We start from the raw sequence: 18,901 nt of genomic DNA, 5'->3' as shown, positions 1-18,901 counted from the left end.
CGCCCTGCCGCAGACAGTACAACTAGTACGGCCAGGCAGGACAACAACGCCAGGAAAGTTTTGTCAGCCGCTCTAATTCTTGACCAGGCCGCCATCGACAACCAGGTTCTGCCCCGTCACCGCGCGCGACCAGGGCGAGGCGAAGAACAGCACCGCGTCGGCAAACTCTTCCGGCGTGGTGACACGGCGCAACGGCGTGCTCGCGGCAATCAGGTCGAACACGGCATCCGGCGTGGCGGCGGATGCGTCGGTGGTACGCAGCAAGCCGCCCGACACCATGTTGACCGTAATGCCGTCAGGCCCCAGGTCCTGCGACAAGGTGCGCGTGAGGGAAAGCAGCGCCGCCTTGGCGGCGGTGTAGTCGTGATAAGGCACCACCGGATTCTGGAACAGATTGGTGCCGATATTGACCACCCGGCCGCCGCCCTGCGTGCGCATGCCGGGAAAACTGGCCTGGACGGTATTGAGCGCGCCGCGCACCACGCCTTCGAATTGCTGCTGCAACCCCTCCCAGCCGAGATCATGCGCATGCGCCCGCGCATCGCCATTAAACTTGAAGTCAGGCAAGGCATTGTTGACCACAGTGGTGATTGGCTTGCCGAAATGCGCTTGCGCCTGCTCCACCATCGCCCGCACGACATTGGCATCGCTCACGTCCGCCCGGATCGCCAAGGCCCGCCCCGGCGCTTCATCCGCCAGGGCCGCCGCAGCTTCCGCGCTGTGGAGGTAGTTCACGACCACGCTCGCCCCCTGGCTGAGGAAGGCGCGGGCGATATGCCGGCCCAGCCCGCGGCCGGCGCCGGTGACAAGCACGAGTTGTTCTTGAATGGGAAGTAAGGATGGAGATGGGCTGCTCATGCGATTCCTTTGCAATGTTTCATGGCAAAGGAATGCGCAGCACGACAAGCTGCGACAGGCATTCCTCCGCCAGTATGATCTGGATCAGGTATACGGGTGTGGTCTCAGCCCTGAAGAAACAGCTTATTCAGGGCACCCCGTGCCAAAGAGTAGCTAACAAAACTCTCCTGACGTTGTTGTTCTGCCTTGCCGTACTAGTTGTACTGTCTGCGGCAGGGCGCCTAGTCAGGATCGCTTCGCTGAGTTTTGTTAGCCACTCTGAGGCCGAACCATACCATGAAACATGAATTATCCGCATGTCTTCATCGCACACTGGAAGAATATCGCTATAATTCCAGGCTAACCCTAGGGGAGCCGCTTACGGCTGAGAAATGGGCGCAAAAATAGCAACCATGACCCTTAATACTTGATCCAGATCATGCTGGCGAAAGGAAGGAAATCACGCATCCATGTGCGTACTCCTTGTCATTCGTCGATTACAGGAGTCACCACACAATGCTCAGTACGCAAGCCGCCCTCGCCTGGCTAGTCTTTTTCGCCGCCGTTTTCGCTATCGCCGGCATGGCTTATTCACGCAAATTCCGCGGCAACCTTGAAGAATACATCGTCGCGCGCAACAGCCAGGGCACGCTTGCCAGCATCATGACCCTGCTGGCCTCGTCGCTGGGCGCATGGATATTGTTCTCGCCTGCGCAAGCGGCGACCTGGGGCGGCCTGACCGCCGTGATCGGCTATGCCATAGGCGCCATGTCTCCGCGCATTGCCATGATCCCGCTCGGCAAGCGCATGCGCGAGCTGATGCCCAACGGCCACTCCCTGACGGAGTTCCTGGGCGCACGCTACGGCAAGCCTATGTACTTGCTCGCGCTGACCATCATGCTGTTCTACCTGTTCATCGCCATGAGCGCGGAGATCACCGCCATCGCCAAGATGGTGACATTGCTGGCGCCGGTGCCGCTATGGGCCACCGCGGCCATCGTGCTCGGCTTCACCCTGCTCTACACCACTTACGGCGGCCTGCGCGCCTCCATCTTCACCGACAAAGTACAGATCGTCATCATTATCCCTTTGCTGGCAGCGCTGGTCTTCATCGGCTGGCAGGCCACCGGCGGCATTGCCCCGGTCGCAGAAAAGCTGCAGCAAACCGCGCCGCAGTTGATCAACCTGCAGGACGTGGGCGGCATCAAGGCCGGGCTCACCTTCTTCGTCGCCATCCTGCTCACCGGCATCTTCCACCAGGGCAACTGGCAGCGTATATACTCCGCCAAAGACATCCCGACCATGCGCAACGGCTTCCTGCTGGGCGGCATTCTCGTGGTGCCCTTCATCTTCATCATGGGCTTGTTCGGGCTGGCCTTCATGGCGATGACACCGGATGGTGACAGCTCAGTGGCCTTGTTCAGCGTAGTCATGCCCAACATCCCGCTCTGGCTGGCCGTCGCCCTGATCCCGCTCGGCATCTCGCTGGTGATGTGCAGCGCGGACACGGCCATCAGCGCCATTTCGAGCATCGTTGCGGTGGATATCGGCCGGGTGATGCCGAAAAGCAGCGCTGCCAGCCTGATGCGCCTGTCGCGCTGGCTTGTCCTGCTGGTTGCAATACCCGTGCTGATTGTCGCCGCGCAGGGCTACAGCGTGCTCTACCTGTTCCTGCTGGCCGACCTGCTATGCGCCGCCGCGGCATTCCCCGTGTTCTTCGGCCTGTTCAGCCGCTCGCATACAGGCATGGAGGCTGTGATGGGGACGGTAGCGGGATTGGCGGCAGGACTGTTCATGTTCCCCATGCCGGACCAGCCTGCAACCCACCTGCTCGAAGCCTTCCTGCTGGCCGCATTGACGCCTGTCGCGGTAATCACCCTCACCCGCTTGATCAAACGCCGCAAACAGCACTTCGAACTTGCATCGCTGGCACATGCAAGCCGCAGGTTAGACCAGGAACAACTCTAGTGTGTTAGGGCGAGCGCAGCGATGCCAAGTATTGGTTTGGACCTTAGATTCCCCGTCTCGCTGCGCCGAGTAGCGGAAATCCAGCCGGATAAGGGCTTGCAGCATGTTTGAGCGAAGTGAGTTCTGCAAGAGCCCGGATGGATTGAGCAATGCAGGAAACCGAGAGCTTGGGCGCAGTCTCCGGGAACTTAAAGCCAAAAGCAACTTGGCTTTGCTGCGCTCGCCCTTAATGTTGGCGGATGCAATAAGCCTATGGTGGAGTCTTGAATCACGAACTACAAGACAGCATAGAGCACCCTGCCTTATGCCTGGCCCAATCAGGACGCAAGGCGGCAAAACGTTCCTTGCCCGGCTGCTCTTCATAAGGCTTGCGCAGCACTTCCAGCAGCTCATCTATCATGCTGGTATCGCCTGTGTCAGCCAGGTCTATGGCCTGCTGGGCAAGGTAGTTGCGCAACACATAGCGCGGGTTGACCCGGTTCATCGTAGCAACACGCTCAGCCGGTTCGCGGCCATCGGCCTGGGTCAGCTGGCAGTATCGCTTGAGCCATTGCTCGAAGCGTGGCTTGAAGGTATCCAACAAAGCCGGACTATAGAAAGCGCTTTGCAGGATGGCAAGCGCAGGAGTTTCAACATCCACTTCGGCCAGCTTGCGGAAGAACTCGGTCATGTCCACTTCCGCGTGGTACATAAGGTCGAAGGCCTCGTTAACCAGCGGCTCGTACTCATCACGCCACCCGCTGAAGCCGAACTTGGCCGCGAGGATGCCAGCCCACTCCTTGTTATAGACTTGGTCGTAGAGCATCAGTCCCTCGTCATAGATCTCACGCTCCGGTTTCAGGCTGTAAAGCGCCTGCGCCAAGCGCTCCAGGTTCCAGCGCGCAATGTCGGGCTGGCGGCCGAAGCAATAACGTCGGCCTGCGGCATCGGTGGTGTTGGGGGTCCAGCCCGGGTCGAAGTTGTCCACCCAGCCGTATGGACCGTAATCGATAGTCAGGCCGAGGATGGACATATTGTCGGTATTCATCACGCCGTGCACGAAGCCCACGCGCATCCAGTGCGCAATCAGGCGCGCAGTGCGAGCGCAGACGATCGCGAACCATTCGGCAACTCGCTCCTCTTCCGGGTAATCCCTCAGTTCGGGAAAGTCACGGTCGATAGTGAAATCCACCATGGCTTGCAAGGTTTCCCTATCCTCACGCATTGAAAAAATCTCGAAATTGCCAAAGCGGACGAACGAGGGCGACACCCGGCAAACGATCGCGCCCTTTTCCGCCTGGGGATTGCCGTTGTAGAACATGTCGCGGATCACGAAATCGCCGGTTTGCACCAGGCTCAAGGCACGTGTGGTCGGGATGCCGAGATGGTGCATGGCCTCGCTACAGAGGAACTCGCGTACAGAGGAACGCAATACCGCCCGGCCATCCGCCATGCGCGAATAAGGCGTCACGCCTGCGCCCTTGAGCTGCAGCTCCCAACGCCGGCCCCGGCTATTCACCACTTCACCCAGGCTGATCGCGCGGCCATCGCCGAGCTGGCCCGCCCAATGGCCGAACTGGTGCCCGCCGTAGCACATGGCATAAGGCTCCATGCCGGGGATGAAACCGTTGCCGGCAAGCGCATTGACCCAATCGGGCGACTGAATCTCCTGCTCGCTCAGCTCCAGTTCTTCCAGCATTTCCCGCGACCAGGCAAGCAACCGGGGCGCAGAAACCGGGGTTGGCATCACACGCGACCAGCAAGCATGGAACACCTGGCGCAACTGGTTGGTGGTTTCCGGGTCGCCCGGCAGCTCTTGTAGGAATTTATTGTCGAAAGTCAGCATATTCAATATTTTACGATGCCTGAAAAAATGTCAGGACTATATCAGCATGACAGCTTTCAACATCGTATGTTCTGTAATGGAATAAATTAAGTGTATGTGCCTTGCTCAAATAATAGGCAGCCTGGATTTATACATGGTTTAACAATCGCTTAATGCACCAATACCCATGCTGCCCACAAAGTTACCCACAGAAATTGTTGAGCCAGGCGCATAATGCAATCCAGAACGCTCGAGCGGCTTTTCTGTCTTTTTCCATATATCTGCGTCAGAAATTAAATTGATGATTCCATTTTCCATTCTCGACCTCTGCCCCATCGTGCAAGGTGGCACCCCGGAGCTATCCTTCCGCAACTCTGTCAGCCTGGCCCAGATTGGGGAAGAGCTGGGCTATCGCCGCTTCTGGCTGGCCGAACATCACAACATGCCGGGCATTGCCAGCGCGGCCACTTCCGTGGTGATCGGCCATGTAGCAAGCCATACCCGTACTATCCGCGTGGGCGCCGGCGGCATCATGCTGCCCAACCATGCCCCGCTTGCGATTGCGGAGCAGTTCGGCACGCTGGCATCGCTTTATCCGGACCGTATAGACCTCGGCCTGGGCCGCGCACCTGGAAGCGACATGGCGACCGCGCGCGCCTTGCGCCGTAGCCTGAACACCCATGGCGAGGATTTCCCGGAACTGGTGGCAGAGCTCCAGCACTACTTTGCGCCGGTCCAGGCCGGACAATCCATTCGCGCCGTGCCTGGCGCAGGGCTGGACGTCCCGATCTGGATACTGGGCTCCAGCCTTTACGGCGCACAATATGCCGCCGCCCATGGCCTCCCATTCGCGTTCGCCTCGCATTTTGCGCCTACCTTCCTGCTGCAAGCGCTTGATACCTACCGGCGCAACTTCACCCCTTCCAAGCAATTGAGCAAGCCTTATTTCATGCTCACCACCAACATTCTGGTGGCGGATACGGACCAAGAAGCGCGCTATTGGTTCAGCTCCCAGCAGCAGGGCTTCACCAACCTGCTTCGCGGCACGCCAGGACAGCTGCCCCCGCCGATGGAAGATATCGAACAATATTGGACACCTGCAGAAAAAATCGGTGTGGAGCGCATGCTGGCCTGTTCACTGGTGGGCTCCCCTTCCACCGTGGAGGCAGGATTAAGGAAATTTCTGAATGATCTGGCGCCGGATGAATTGATGGTAACCGGGCATGTATTCGACCATGCGGTACGCTTGCAATCCTATCGCGCCGTAGCGGCAATCCGCGACAAGCTGACAGCGTCTGGAGATGAAATTTGATTGCAATAGGCAGGCCATCGGCATCGTGCTGGCCAAAGGATGGGTACCATTAAAAAACCGCCTCGGCAGTGTTATTGCGGTCTATGATCTCGCGCATGGTATTGCCTTGCTTGCATTGGGCAAAACGGCACTCCTCGTCTAGCATCTCCTGGTTGCAACCGCCCAGCAATGGGCAATTGCCGAACAGTTCTGCAATCCAGTCCACAAAGGCACGTACCTTGGGCGACAAATGCCGGTTGTGCAAATAGACCACCGAAATCGGGTGGCTGGAAGGCTGCCATTGCGGCAATACCTCCCGCAACTCGCCTGATTCCAATTGCGGCAGTACCATGTACCGAGCAGCCTGAATCAGGCCGAACCCCTGCAAGGCACAAGCGACATAGGCTTCAGCGTCGTTGACTGCTACCTTGCCTGCCACTTGTATCTCTTTTACTTCGCCATCCACCACAAAATCCCAGTCCATATTGCGGCCAGTGCGATTGGAAAAATAATGTACGGCTTGATGATGCTCTAAATCCTCTATCGTTTTGGGCTCGCCGTATTGCTCAAGATAACGCGGCGCAGCGCAGGTAATAATCTCAAAGGCGCCAATGCGCCTTGCTACCATGCTGGAATCCTGCAACTCCCCAACGCGCACTACGCAGTCCACTGCTTCCTGCACCATATCCACCGGGCGATCACTCATACCGATCACCAGCTCGACATCCGGGTAGCGCGTGTAGAAATCGCACAGCTTGGGAATGATGATCAAGCGGCCAATCGACGGCGGCACGTCGATGCGCAGCCGCCCACTCGGTCCGCGCGTCACGTCGCGGAACAAGGCTTCCGTCTCGTCCACCTCGGCCAGGATGCGCATGCAGCGCTCGTAATAGGCCGCGCCGTCCGGCGTCAGGCTCAGGCGCCGCGTGGTGCGGTTGAGCAGGCGCACCTTGAGCAGACCTTCCAGCGCCTGGATCGTGGTCGTCACCGTGGTGCGCGGCAAGCCGAGACTATCCGCCGCACGCGTGAAACTGTTGGCATCCACTACCCGGGTAAAGACCTGCATTGCTTGGAATCTGTCCATCATGAATTCCTGTTAAACTGGATTATTGTGATTAATTTTACTAACAATAACAAAAAATTTGATCAATTATTTATAAAAATTCACAAAATAACCAGCTTCAAGAAACAAGCAATTCGGCATTGCCATAAAAAGCGCCTAGGACAGCATGATTTAAGGACGCGCGCCACCATCGGGCCGAAGTTCACCTCAAGAAAGGCGGGCAGAATGACGGCCTCATCGGCTGGAGCAAGAGCTCGGTCATCAGCGACACCCTGGGTCAGTACAAAAGGCACCTGCATTTTCTGCATCTGGTTCGGTGAACGGCATAGGGCATTCCCAAGAGCCTGACTAGCATCCCCGCATGGCTATATCGCCGGGATGAGTCATAACGAAATAAGCACAGCATGATCTTTTAGTATGGTGCCGTGCTTATTTGAATGAATTGCATGCCGGGTCAAACCCGGCATCTGCCTTTTGAAAAATGATCAGAAGGTATATTTCATTGAAGCCATGAAATTGCGCGGAGCGCCGAAAGTGCCGAAATTGCCTGCCACCGTTGAGTAGTATTCTTTATCCAGCGCATTGTTCAAATTCAGCGAAACGGATAGATTGTTGCTCACCTCGTAACGCGCCATCAGGTTGACCAACGCCACTCCGCCCTGCCTGTAATCAATATCGTTGCCGCTGTGCATAGCCCCCTGCCAATTAACGCCTCCGCCGACTGTCATCTTGTTCCACTCGCCGGGCAGTCGATAGGTAGTAAATAGCTTCAGGCTCTGCCGAGGAACATAGGTGAGAACACTTTGGTCGTTTTCGTCCTTGCTCCGGGCAAAGGCATAGCCTGCCGTAAGCTGCCAATTCTTCGCCAGTTCACCGCTAAGTTCCAGCTCTACACCCCGGGTCTTGGTCAAACCCTGGATGTCGTAGAAGTAAGTATCGATGTTCCAGATGGCGAGATTCTTCAGCTTGGTCTGGAACAGGGACATGCTCGATGTGAGCCGGCCCTCGTAGAAGCTCCCCTTGATACCGGCCTCGTAACTCTCCCCTTCTTCCGGATCTGGCCGCGAACTGGAATTCACTAGATCAAAAATGGAGTAGTCTTGCGGACGGAAAATCTTGGTATAACTGCCGTAGACCGACCAAGTATCGTTGATGGCATGCACGATACCGGCATAAGGCACGAACACGTTTTCCTTCTGCTTGTACGCAAATCCCGTATTGTCTCCGCCATCCAACTCCCAATGCGTCAGCCTGCCACCGAGCAGGACACTGGTCGCATCAGTGACGCCCAATCGCGTGCTTAAGAAGGCATTTTCCTGGCGCTGGCGCTCGTAGCTTGAACCGGTTTTCGTGAATGTGGGTTCGGGCGCCTCAGCCCAGTCGTAGTAATTGATGAAGATGCTATAGCTAGGATCCCGCGTATAGGATGGCCCGTCGGCCCTCAGCCGCGACATTGTCACCCCAGCGATCAGCTCATGGGTGCGTCCGAACAATTCAAAGGCCCCAGTGATGTATGCATCCAGATTATCTTGCTTGGGTTTACTGTTCCAGTGGCTTGCATAAATCCTCGATCCAGCCCCGGATGCATCCGCAGCCGCCCAGAAGCTGCCCACCATGCCGTCATACTCGTAGCGGGTGTGGGTGTATTCGGCCTTGCCTACCCAGCCAGGCGCGAAACGATGCTCGATCGAGGTAAAGATGCTGCTGGTGTCGTGATCGTAATAGCGCCAGCGCTGGCTGATGTTGTCAGAGGGGGAGAGCGATGTACGTGTGCCGTCGTTAAAATACAGCGGACGCCCCTGAATCGCCGAATCGGTCTTCACGCTCAAATGGCTGATACCGGCGGTCAACAATGTGTCTAGCCCCAGGTCGAGTTCAACAATACCGTAAAGCGCAATGCTCTTCTGGTTGTAGCGATCCACCCAGGCATCCTGGTCCTTGTAGTCGGCCACCAGCCTGCCTCGCAGGCTTTTATCCGCATTCAAGGCGCCAGAGATATCCACCCCCGCGCCATGGCGGCTCCAGCTGCCACCCTCTGCCGTCAGCACCATCTGTGGCTCGGACGTCGGCCGCTTGCGGATCATATTGATCGTCGCCGCAGGCGTACCCAATCCGTTCATGATGCCCGTAGCGCCCCGCACGATCTCGACCCTATCAAACGCCGCCATGTTAGCCAGAAAAGGACTCATGGTATTAAATACCGGAACGCCATCGACCTGGTAATTGCGCAGTAGGGAGCCGCGGGCATAGACACTGGGACCATCCTGACCGTAGGTCGAGTATTGCACAATGAGGCCTGGCGTGGCATCGAGCACATCGACCAAGGTATCGAGCTTCTGGTCATCCATGCGCTGACGCGTCATCACGGTGACAGCTTGCGGTGTTTCCTGCGGGGTCAAATTGAGCCGTGTCGAACTGCTTGTCGACCAGGTGGTGTAAGAGCCTGTACCTTCGGTCGTCGAACCCGGCGCCTTGCCGGAAACGCTGACCGCAAGCTCGGGTAATACCGCTACTGATCCTCTCTCTACCTGCCTTTCAGGGATCACCCTGATAATGAAATTGTCCTGTTGCTCCTCCTCCGCCTGTAATCCCAATGGTGCCAACAATGACGATAAACCTTGCAGCACCGAATAAACGCCTTGCAAGCCTGGAGTTTGACGCCCTTGGACCAGCGCAGGCTCCACTGTGATATTGATGCCGGTCTGCGCGGCAAATTCCGTAATGGCGGAAGCCAACGAACCAGCTGTAATGTTGAGATTCGTGGTAACAGCCTGACTTGTCCCTTGTTCTGCATATGCCTCATGCCAATTGGCTGCCCCAGCAGCCATGCTGATAATCAGCATGGCTGCGTGCACGGCATGATGGACGCGAGAACGCGGTGATACATTTGCAGCCTGCATGTATTGGGAATTGGCGCTTGGGATTAGATAACACAATGACATATGTTCCTTCCTGTAATGTTAATCGTTTTTGTTACGTCAACAGACAGGACACAACAGGCAGGAAAAAGGGGCCAGGATCAGGAAGCTATTTTTTTAAACTCACAAAAAAACATTGATTTTGTTATCTTGCTGCCACGGTGACCCAGTAACGGGTCCTGTATTCAAGCTTAACCGGGAACACCTTGGCAAGGTTGAGCAGGATGGCATCGGTATCCTGCAACTGGTAGGCTCCCGTCACGCGGATATCCGCCACGGCAGGGTCACAGCGCAGGATGCCGGGACGGTAACGTGATAACTCGGCAATGAAATCTGCTAAGGGTGTGTCGTCCGCAGAAATCACGCCGCGCGACCAATGCAGCTCGCGTGCTGCTAGTGCTTGCGGCAGGGCGATGGATTCAGCATCAAAGCGGGTTTGCATGCCAGCATCAATAATCTCGGCATAGCGGCCATTGTTGACCTGCACCGCCCCCGCTTCCACCGCCACAAACACATGGCCGTCAATATGCCGCACGACAAAGCGGGTACCCAATGGCTGTATCTGCCCATAAGCGGTCTGCAGGATGAAAGGGCGTGATTTTCCATGCAAGTGGGCATCTGGGTCATGGGCGGTTTCGATGAGGATTTCGCCGCCGAGCAAATGTACGGTGCGAGATGCATTGTTGTAATCCACATTGACCCGCGTGGCAGTATTAAGCTGGATGACGGTGCCATCGGCCAGGATGAGACGGCGTTGCTCGCCGGTTGCTGTGTGGTAATCGGCCAACCAGCCCTGTTGCTCGACAGTGTGCCAACCAAGCCAGCAGGCAGGCAACACCGCAATAAGCCATGCCAGTTGCTTGATGGCCTTGCGCCTGTCGAGACGCACTTTCCTCCGGAGAGTAGCGCCGGTTTGTTCCGGCAAACCTGAAGCCAGGCCGCTGATTCGCTGTGCCTGTTGCCACGCCTGCTCATGCGCGAGGCTGGCCTGGCGCCATTGTTCGAACGCAGTCAAATCCTGCGCCGTCGCCTCGCCAGAGTCGATCAGCACAAACCATTCCGCTGCCTGCATGGCCGTCTGGCGTATGCTGAGTTCAGGCGCGGCCATGCTCAAATATCATCCTGGTAACTTGAAGCAAGCACAATGCATTCCGCCATGGCCTGCGCCATGTAGCGCTTGACCGAGCGCAAGCCGATATTGAGCTGTTGCGCAATCTCGGCATAGGTCAGTCCTTCCACCTGCGACAACACAAACACTTCCCTCACTACAGGAGACAAGCCATTGAGCATGGCATCCACTTCATTCAGCGCATGGGCGATCAGCGCCTGTTGTTCCGGCGATGGCGCCTGGTCTTCCGGCATCAAGGCAAGGGCATCCAGCCAAGCCCGTTCAAGCGAGGCACGGCGGAAATGATTCAGCAACACCCTGCGCGCCACGGTGGCGAGATAGGCACGCGGCTCTCGCAGCGGCGCATGTTCCAAATTCGTGGCCGATACCTCTGGCATGACCAAGATGCGCATGAAGGTGTCCTGCGCCAGGTCGGCGGCTTCGGCAGTATTGTTCAGGCGACGGTTGAGCCACTGGCACAGCCAGCCTTGATGTTGGGTATAAAGCTGCTCGGCAAGCAAATGGGAAGAGGAACGCGACATCGGGTCACTGCTCAATTGTTGGAAATAAGAATCACTTTTTATTGTAATCAATAAACCCGGAAAACTCACGTTTGCATGATCGTTACCTGGCTGTTGTCGCTTGGGCCATGCGTAAGCGTGTTTTTATTGTTTGTTATTTCCGAACAGTGTTTCCAATATTATTGAGATTATTTTTTTAATGATCACAGTCACAATCGCTTTTATCCAATAACGGTTGAACATGACGCGATTGTGAATACACCAGCTCCCCGCAGCGAGAATTTCATTATCCCTGGCCCTCAAGGTGCGATTCCCGTACGTCTATATGCCGCGGAAAACCAGCACCAGCCATTGCCGCTGGTGCTGTATTTCCATGGCGGCGGCTTCAACAGCGGCAGCCTGGAAGATGCGGAAATCCCCGCCAGCTTCATTGCACAACACTGCCCTGCCGTGGTGGTGTCGGTGGATTACGCGCTGGCGCCGCTGCACCCCTTCCCCGCTGCGCCTGAAGATGCCTATGCTGCTGCGCAATGGGCCGTGCGCAACGCAGTCAGGCTGCATGCCGTTGCCGATTTGTTGATTGTCGCGGGTGATGACGCCGGCGGCAGCATTGCCACCAGCCTGAGCATGATGGCCCGGGACCGAAGGGAATTCAAGATCACGGCGCAAGTGCTGATCGTGCCCATGCTGGACCCGAGCATGACCTTGCTCGATGATGCGGCTAGGATCAAGTCAGACCTCACCTCTGCACAATGCGCACAACGTTACCAGCAATACCTGCCCCACTGCATGCAACGACTGCACCCATATGCTGCGCCACTGGAATCGCTGCGGCTTGCGGGACTTCCTCCCGCCATGATCGCTACTGCGGAATGCGATGTGTTGCATGCCGAGGCAGAGAAATATGCCAGCGCCCTGATCAAGGCCGGCATTCCCACCCAGTTTTCACGCTTTGCCGGCGTGAAGCATGCCGAATTGCATACCCATGTGCCGGTGCTGCGCGAAATTGTCGATTTCCTGCGCAGGCAAACCAAGAGCCTGTTCACCATCTTTTCATCGGGTACGTTGTCCCGGCAGGGTAGGTGATGCAAGGCGCAAACCGCAGACGGGCTTATTGCCCGGCGAGGATTTGCAACGCAGCAGCGGCTGCGCTGACGGGGCAACCCAAAGGGCATGGCCCCAAAACGCGCCCGCTCTGCGTTGCAGTCCTTGGCAAGGCAATAAGCATTACCTGCGGACTGCGCCTTGATCGGACGTGTTTTGAAGCCATGCGTACCCCATGAAAAGATGGTGAACAGGCTCTAACACCCAGATTTCAATTTCAATATCAAAGACGAGGATCATCATGCCTAACTCAATACGCCAGAAAAAAATAGCTGCCATGATCGCCGCTGTCCTGTTAATCGGGAGCGGCGGCGTGATTTTGTCGCAAACCGGCAACCAGGCTCACGCCGACCAGCCTGCCGCAGTACAGGCGGCTACCATAGACGTAGCCGTGGTGGAAAGCCGCCAGGTCACGGACTGGCAGGACTATTCCGGGCGCCTGGAAGCGGTGGAGCGGGTAGAAATACGCCCGCTGGTTTCCGGCACGCTGACCAAGATCCATTTCAAGGATGGCGACCTGGTGAAAAAAGGCGATACGCTCTTCACCATAGATCCGCGCCCGTTCGAGGCTGAAGTGGCACGCGCCCAAGCCCAGCTCACGGGTGCGGAGGCCAGGCTGGACTACACCAGCCACGACCTGGAGCGCGCGGAGCGTCTGATCGGCGATAACGCGATCGCGCGCCGCGATTATGAAGAAAAGCGCAACGCTGCACTGGAAGCCAAGGCCGCCCTGCTTGCCGCCCAGGCCTCGCTACAGACCGCGCGCCTTAACCTGGAATATAGCCGCATTACTGCTCCGGTCACCGGCAGAATCTCCCGCGCGGAAGTCACCCTGGGCAATATCGTTTCCGCGGGCGCCAACTCGGTGCCGCTCACCACCCTGGTTTCTACCGCTAATATCTATGCCGCGATTGAAGTCGATGAACAGAGCTACCTCAAGTTCATCAGCCCCGAGCAATCCAGCAACTCCAAGGCAATCAAGGTGCTACTAGGACTGGCCAATGAAGAAGGGTTCAGCCGCCAGGGCCATATAGGTTCGGTAGACAACCGCCTGGATCCGGCATCGGGCACTATCCGCGTCCGCGCCGTATTTGAAAACGGCAATGGACAGCTATTGCCTGGCCTTTATGCCCGGGTACGCATCGGCAGCGGCTCACAACGCGAAGCCCTGCTGATTGACGAAAAAGCCGTGGGTACCGATCAGGACAAGCGCTTTGTCCTGGTGGTGGATGACAAGGGGCAGGCCAATTACCGCGAGGTCCAAATTGGTGCGCCGCAAGGCAATCTGCGCATCGTGGAAAGCGGGCTCAAGGCCGGCGAGCGCATTGTCGTCAACGGATTACAACGCGTACGCCCTGGCAGCCAGGTCAATCCGCACATTGTTGCCATGCCAGGCAACGAACAAATTTCCACTCAACTTATACCTGATGCTGACCAACCCAGCGGTATCACGGCCTCCTCTCGCACCTTGCCAGCCAAGGGCGGCAAGGCCGTGAACGCGTGAAGCCGCCCAGGGAAAAACTAAAATGAATATATCGAAATTTTTCATAGACCGCCCGATCTTTGCGGGCGTACTCTCGATGCTGATCCTGCTGGGCGGCGCCTTGGCCATGTTCCAGCTGCCCATTTCGGAATACCCGGAAGTGGTGCCGCCGTCCGTGGTAGTGCGCGCGCAATACCCCGGCGCCAACCCCAAAGTGATTGCGGAAACCGTAGCCTCGCCGCTGGAGGAATCCATCAACGGCGTGGAAGACATGATCTATATGCAGTCGCAAGCCAACAGCGACGGCAACCTCACCATCACCGTCAATTTCAAGCTCGGCGTGGACCCGGACAAGGCGCAGCAACTGGTGCAGAACCGCGTAAACCAGGCCCTGCCCAGGTTGCCGCCCGACGTACAACGTCTGGGCCTGACCACGCTGAAAAGCTCGCCGACGCTGACCATGGTCGTGCACCTGGCATCGCCGGACAACCGCTACGACATGACCTACCTGCGCAACTATGCCGTGATCAACGTCAAGGATAGGCTGGCGCGCATTCAAGGTGTGGGCGAGGTCGGCCTGTTCGGTTCCGGCAACTACGCCATGCGCATCTGGCTGGATCCGCAGAAAGTGGCGCAACGCGGCATGACCGCCTCTGATGTAGTAGAGGCCATTCGCGAGCAAAACGTGCAGGTGGCTGCAGGCGTGATCGGCGCCTCGCCCAATGCCAAGAGCGTGCCGCTGCAACTCTCGGTCAATGCCCAGGGCCGCCTCCGCACCGAGGAAGAATTTGCCGGCATCATTCTCAAGACCTCATCCGACGGCGGCATTACCCGTCTTTCCGACGTGGCCCGCATCGAACTGGCTGCCTCGGAATACGGCCTGCGCTCGCTGCTCGACAACAAGCCCGCCGTCGCCATTCCCATATTCCAGGCTCCAGGCGCCAACGCGCTGGCGATTTCCGACGCCGTGCGCGCCGCCATGAAGGAGCTGGCTGCCGACTTCCCTGAGTCGGTGGAATACCATATCGTCTACGATCCCACGCAGTTCGTGCGTTCCAGCATCCGCGCCGTGGTCACTACCCTGCTGGAAGCGATTGCGCTAGTGGTGTTGGTGGTGATCCTGTTCCTGCAAACCTGGCGCGCCTCCATCATCCCCTTGCTGGCAGTGCCGGTTTCCATCATCGGCACCTTTGCCTTGATGCTGGCCTTCGGCTACTCGATCAATGCACTCTCCCTGTTCGGCATGGTGCTGGCAATCGGTATCGTGGTGGATGACGCCATCGTCGTGGTGGAAAATGTGGAACGCAACATCGCCGCCGGCCTCAGCCCCCGCGACGCCACCTACCAGGCCATGCGCGAGGTAAGCGGCCCGATTATCGCGATTGCGCTGACCCTGATCGCTGTGTTCGTGCCGTTGGCCTTCATGACCGGCCTCACCGGCCAGTTCTACAAGCAGTTCGCCATGACCATCGCCATTTCTACCGTGATCTCGGCGTTCAACTCGCTGACGCTCTCGCCAGCCCTGTCCGCCTTGCTGCTCAAGAGCCACCACGACAAGAAAGACTGGCTCACCCGCTTCATGGACCGCTGGCTGGGCGGCTTCTTCGCCCGGTTCAACAACATGTTCAGTCGTGCTTCCGACAACTACGGTAAGGGCGTCAAGGGCATCATCAATCGCAAGGCTTCAGCGATGAGTGTCTATGCCGTGTTGCTGGGCCTGACTGTAGGCATCTCATTGATCGTGCCCGGCGGCTTCGTCCCGGCGCAGGACAAGCAGTACCTAGTCGGCTTCGCCCAACTGCCTAGCGGCGCCTCGCTGGAACGCACCGAGGAAGTCATTCGCCGCATGAGCGAAATCGCATTGCAACAGCCGGGCGTGGAAAACGCCGTCGCCTTCCCCGGCCTTTCCATCAATGGCTTCACCAACAGTTCCAGCGCCGGCATCGTCTTCACCCCGCTGAAGCCGTTCAGTGAACGCAAGGGCAAGGAGCTGTCGGCAGCCGCCATTGCGCAATCGCTCAACGAAAAGTTTGGCCAGATACAGGATGCCTACATCGCCGTGTTCCCGCCCCCGCCCGTCATGGGGCTGGGCACTATAGGCGGATTCAAGCTGCAGATCGAAGACAGGGGCGCGCTCGGCTACGCCGAGCTGGACAGTGCCGTCAACGCTTTCGTAGCTGAGGCTTCCAAGGCTCCCGAACTGGGTCCCATGTTCACCAACTACCAGATCAACGTGCCGCAGCTCAACGTGGACCTCGATCGTGCCAAGGCCAAGCAGCTCGGCGTGCCGGTAACCGAGGTTTTTGACACCATGCAGATCTACCTGGGCTCGCTCTACATCAACGACTTCAACCGCTTCGGCCGCGTGTTCCAAGTGCGTGCCCAGGCTGATGCTCCCTACCGCGCACGGGCAGAAGATATCCTGCAGTTGAAAACGCGCAACAGCGCTGGCGACATGGTGCCGCTGTCCTCCTTGGTCAAGGTCACCCCGACCTATGGCCCCGAAATGGTAGTGCGCTATAACGGTTACACCGCAGCCGACATCAACGGCGGGCCAGCCCCGGGCTATTCCTCGGGTCAGGCACAGGCAGCGGTGGAAAGGATCGCCGCCCAAACCCTGCCGCCGGGCATCAAGTTCGAGTGGACCGACCTCACCTATCAGCAGATCATCGCTGGCAATGCAGGCATCTGGGTGTTCCCGATCAGCGTGCTGCTGGTGTTCCTGGTGCTGGCTGCGCTGTATGAGAGTCTAACCCTGCCGCTGGCCGTGATCCTGATCGTGCCCATGAGCATACTGGCAGCGCTTACCGGCGTATGGCTGACCAAGGGCGACAACAACATCTTCACCCAGATCGGCCTCATGGTACTGGTGGGCCTTGCCTGCAAAAACGCCATCCTGATCGTCGAGTTTGCGCGTGAACTGGAGCTGCAAGGCAGCAGCATCGTCAAGGCCGCAATCGAGGCCAGCCGCCTGCGGCTGCGCCCCATCCTCATGACCTCCATCGCCTTCATCATGGGCGTGGTGCCGTTGGTGACTTCCAGCGGCGCAGGCTCCGAGATGCGTTACGCCATGGGTATCGCCGTCTTCTTTGGCATGCTAGGCGTGACCCTGTTCGGCCTGTTCCTAACCCCGGTGTTCTATGTATTGCTGCGCACACTGAGCGGCGGCCGCAAGCTGCACTCCGCTACCGAACACAAGCCCCATGTATCCGGCCCTGCTGCCAGCCATTTGGTATAGGAAAACATCATGAAACCAATCAAGACCTTATCCCTGCTCACCGCCACGCTGCTGCTGGCAGCGTGCTCGGTAGCGCCGGTATATGAAAAACCCAGCGTGGTAACGCCTGCGCAATTCAAGGAAGCCAGCGCCATCCAGGCTGGCGAACAATCCAGCCAGTGGAAAACGGCAGAACCGGCCGAGACCGACCATCGCGGCCAGTGGTGGCAGGTATTCAACGACCCCACGCTGGACAACCTGGAGGATCAAGCACTAGCCGCCAACCAAAACCTGCAGGCTGCGGCAGCTAGGCTTGCGCAATCACGGGCGCTGTTCAAGGATGAGCGTTCCGCACGCTATCCGCAGATCAGCGGCGGGATAAGCCCTGGACACCAGCGTGTATCGCCGGATGCCCAGCGTACCGAGAACGGCAGCGAACAAACGCTGTGGCGTGCACAGGCTCAATTCGCCTACGAGGCCGACCTGTTCGGCCGTGTTTCCTCATTGGTGAACGCTGCCCAGGCCGATGCCGAGCAGAGCGCCGCGCTGCTGCGTTCGGTCTTGCTATCCTTGCAGGCCGACGTGGCAGAGCAATACTTCACCATACGCGAGCTGGATGCGGAGCGGGAGATCTACCGCAACACGGTCAAGCTGCGCGAGCAGACGGTGCAATTGACGCAGCACCGCTACGATGCAGGCGATATCAGCGAGTTGGAACTGGCACGCGCCAAAACCGAGCTGGCAGCCGCGCAATCTGAAGAGTTGGGAGTGACCCGCCGCCGCGCGATTGCCGAACATGCACTGGCCATCCTCTTGGGCAAATCGCCCTCGGAGTTCAGCCTGGCGGCTACCCCGCTGCAACGCGTCAGCATCAACGTACCTGCTGGATTGCCTTCATCCTTGTTGGAACGCAGGCCGGACATTGCAGCAGCCGAGCGCGCCATGGCTGCCGCCAACGCGCGCATTGGCGTTGCCAAAGCGGCTTACTTCCCGCGTCTCAACATCACCGGCGCGCTTGGCTATGAATCTTCCGAGCTAGGCAACTTGTTCGAATGGTCCAGCCGCACATTCCTGCTCGGCCCCTTGATCGGCACCATGCTCTCCATGCCCATCTTTGACGGCGGCCGCCGTGAAGCCGGCCTGGAACGTGCACGGGCAGCCTATGAAGAAGATGTGGCCAGATACCGTCAGACCGTGCTCAATGCGTTCGGCGAGGTTGAGGACAATCTTGCCAGCCTGCGCATCCTGGACAACCAATCCGAGGTGCAGGATAGCGCCGTGGCATCCTCGGTACGCGCCAGCAACCTGGCGCAAAGCCGTTACCGCGAGGGACTGGTAAGCTATCTGGAAGTAATAGACGCGGATCGCACCCTGCTGCTGCAGAAACGCGCCACCCTGCAGTTGGATGGCGAACGCGCGCGCGCCACGGTCAACCTGATTCGTGCCCTGGGCGGCAGCTGGCAACAGCCCGTTAGAGCAGGAACACCGGTCGCCCTGCAGCAATAGGCAACAGCCAAAACAAAACAGGCCATGCATTTTGCATGGCCTGTTTTTTTATAAGGTGTTAGTGCGCCCAATCCATATCGG

12 protein-coding genes and 2 riboswitches are annotated in these 18,901 nt (G+C 58.1%); of the genes, 6 read left to right on the top strand and 6 right to left on the bottom strand.

Annotated features, from left to right (window positions below):
* Positions 1–72 precede the first annotated feature (72 nt).
* Positions 73–858, bottom strand: coding sequence for a 3-oxoacyl-ACP reductase (locus LG198_RS01885; RefSeq protein ID WP_230341474.1), 786 nt, complete (start codon positions 856–858; stop codon positions 73–75).
* Between the two features lie 44 nt (positions 859–902).
* Positions 903–1,008, bottom strand: a riboswitch (TPP riboswitch).
* Positions 1,009–1,195: 187 nt separating this feature from the next.
* Positions 1,196–1,308, top strand: a riboswitch (TPP riboswitch).
* Between the two features lie 45 nt (positions 1,309–1,353).
* Here LG198_RS01885 and LG198_RS01880 point away from each other — a divergent pair.
* Positions 1,354–2,805: a sodium:solute symporter family transporter gene (locus tag LG198_RS01880; protein ID WP_230341473.1), complete on the top strand. Its 1,452-nt coding sequence runs from the start codon at positions 1,354–1,356 to the stop codon at positions 2,803–2,805.
* Between the two features lie 268 nt (positions 2,806–3,073).
* On the opposite strand, the gene LG198_RS01875 is transcribed toward LG198_RS01880, so the two are convergent.
* On the bottom strand, positions 3,074–4,630 hold the full coding sequence (locus LG198_RS01875) for a protein adenylyltransferase SelO (RefSeq protein ID WP_230341472.1): 1,557 nt from the start codon (positions 4,628–4,630) through the stop codon (positions 3,074–3,076).
* A 280-nt stretch (positions 4,631–4,910) separates the two neighbouring features.
* On the opposite strand from LG198_RS01875, the gene LG198_RS01870 reads away from it, so the two are divergent.
* Positions 4,911–5,921 (top strand): LLM class flavin-dependent oxidoreductase, encoded by a 1,011-nt coding sequence (locus tag LG198_RS01870; protein ID WP_230341471.1) that lies wholly within the window; start codon positions 4,911–4,913, stop codon positions 5,919–5,921.
* 49 nt (positions 5,922–5,970) lie between these two features.
* Here LG198_RS01870 and LG198_RS01865 read toward each other — a convergent pair whose 3' ends face one another.
* The 4 genes from LG198_RS01865 to LG198_RS01850 form a co-directional block, all read right to left on the bottom strand.
* On the bottom strand, positions 5,971–6,984 hold the full coding sequence (locus tag LG198_RS01865) for a LysR family transcriptional regulator (RefSeq protein ID WP_230342042.1): 1,014 nt from the start codon (positions 6,982–6,984) through the stop codon (positions 5,971–5,973).
* Positions 6,985–7,448: 464 nt separating this feature from the next.
* The gene (locus tag LG198_RS01860) at positions 7,449–9,806 is read right to left on the bottom strand and encodes a TonB-dependent siderophore receptor (protein WP_230341470.1); all 2,358 of its coding nucleotides are present in this window, start codon (positions 9,804–9,806) and stop codon (positions 7,449–7,451) included.
* Positions 9,807–10,026: 220 nt separating this feature from the next.
* Positions 10,027–10,989 carry a FecR domain-containing protein gene (locus LG198_RS01855; protein WP_230341469.1) on the bottom strand — a complete coding sequence of 321 codons (963 nt, stop codon included), beginning with the start codon at positions 10,987–10,989 and terminating at the stop codon, positions 10,027–10,029.
* A gap of 2 nt (positions 10,990–10,991) precedes the next feature.
* On the bottom strand, positions 10,992–11,531 hold the full coding sequence (locus LG198_RS01850; protein WP_230341468.1) for a sigma-70 family RNA polymerase sigma factor: 540 nt from the start codon (positions 11,529–11,531) through the stop codon (positions 10,992–10,994).
* 231 nt (positions 11,532–11,762) lie between these two features.
* On the opposite strand from LG198_RS01850, the gene LG198_RS01845 reads away from it, so the two are divergent.
* The 4 genes from LG198_RS01845 to LG198_RS01830 all read left to right on the top strand — a co-directional run bounded on the left by LG198_RS01845 (position 11,763) and on the right by LG198_RS01830 (position 18,820).
* Positions 11,763–12,596, top strand: a complete 834-nt coding sequence (locus tag LG198_RS01845; protein WP_230341467.1) for an alpha/beta hydrolase — start codon at positions 11,763–11,765, stop codon at positions 12,594–12,596.
* A 259-nt stretch (positions 12,597–12,855) separates the two neighbouring features.
* On the top strand, positions 12,856–14,118 hold the full coding sequence (locus tag LG198_RS01840) for an efflux RND transporter periplasmic adaptor subunit (protein ID WP_230341466.1): 1,263 nt from the start codon (positions 12,856–12,858) through the stop codon (positions 14,116–14,118).
* A 22-nt stretch (positions 14,119–14,140) separates the two neighbouring features.
* On the top strand, positions 14,141–17,335 hold the full coding sequence (locus tag LG198_RS01835) for an efflux RND transporter permease subunit (protein WP_230341465.1): 3,195 nt from the start codon (positions 14,141–14,143) through the stop codon (positions 17,333–17,335).
* Positions 17,336–17,344: 9 nt separating this feature from the next.
* Positions 17,345–18,820, top strand: coding sequence for an efflux transporter outer membrane subunit (locus LG198_RS01830; protein WP_230341464.1), 1,476 nt, complete (start codon positions 17,345–17,347; stop codon positions 18,818–18,820).
* Positions 18,821–18,901 lie beyond the last annotated feature (81 nt).

Origin of the sequence: Methylobacillus arboreus (assembly GCF_020532725.1) — a bacterium.
GTDB lineage: Bacteria > Pseudomonadota > Gammaproteobacteria > Burkholderiales > Methylophilaceae > Methylobacillus > Methylobacillus arboreus.
The sequence above is the reverse complement of the archived record's forward strand: the minus strand, read 5'-3'. Positions and strand labels throughout refer to the sequence as shown.

Excerpts from the sequence above, each read along its gene's own strand:
- LG198_RS01885 (WP_230341474.1), bottom strand. The coding sequence starts at position 858 with ATGAGCAGCCCATCTCCATCCTTACTTCCCATTCAAGAACAACTCGTG.
- LG198_RS01880 (WP_230341473.1), top strand. The coding sequence starts at position 1,354 with ATGCTCAGTACGCAAGCCGCCCTCGCCTGGCTAGTCTTTTTCGCCGCC.
- LG198_RS01875 (WP_230341472.1), bottom strand. The coding sequence starts at position 4,630 with ATGCTGACTTTCGACAATAAATTCCTACAAGAGCTGCCGGGCGACCCG.
- LG198_RS01870 (WP_230341471.1), top strand. The coding sequence starts at position 4,911 with ATGATTCCATTTTCCATTCTCGACCTCTGCCCCATCGTGCAAGGTGGC.
- LG198_RS01865 (WP_230342042.1), bottom strand. The coding sequence starts at position 6,984 with ATGGACAGATTCCAAGCAATGCAGGTCTTTACCCGGGTAGTGGATGCC.
- LG198_RS01860 (WP_230341470.1), bottom strand. The coding sequence starts at position 9,806 with ATGCTGATTATCAGCATGGCTGCTGGGGCAGCCAATTGGCATGAGGCA.
- LG198_RS01855 (WP_230341469.1), bottom strand. The coding sequence starts at position 10,989 with ATGGCCGCGCCTGAACTCAGCATACGCCAGACGGCCATGCAGGCAGCG.
- LG198_RS01850 (WP_230341468.1), bottom strand. The coding sequence starts at position 11,531 with ATGTCGCGTTCCTCTTCCCATTTGCTTGCCGAGCAGCTTTATACCCAA.
- LG198_RS01840 (WP_230341466.1), top strand. The coding sequence starts at position 12,856 with ATGCCTAACTCAATACGCCAGAAAAAAATAGCTGCCATGATCGCCGCT.
- LG198_RS01835 (WP_230341465.1), top strand. The coding sequence starts at position 14,141 with ATGAATATATCGAAATTTTTCATAGACCGCCCGATCTTTGCGGGCGTA.
- LG198_RS01830 (WP_230341464.1), top strand. The coding sequence starts at position 17,345 with ATGAAACCAATCAAGACCTTATCCCTGCTCACCGCCACGCTGCTGCTG.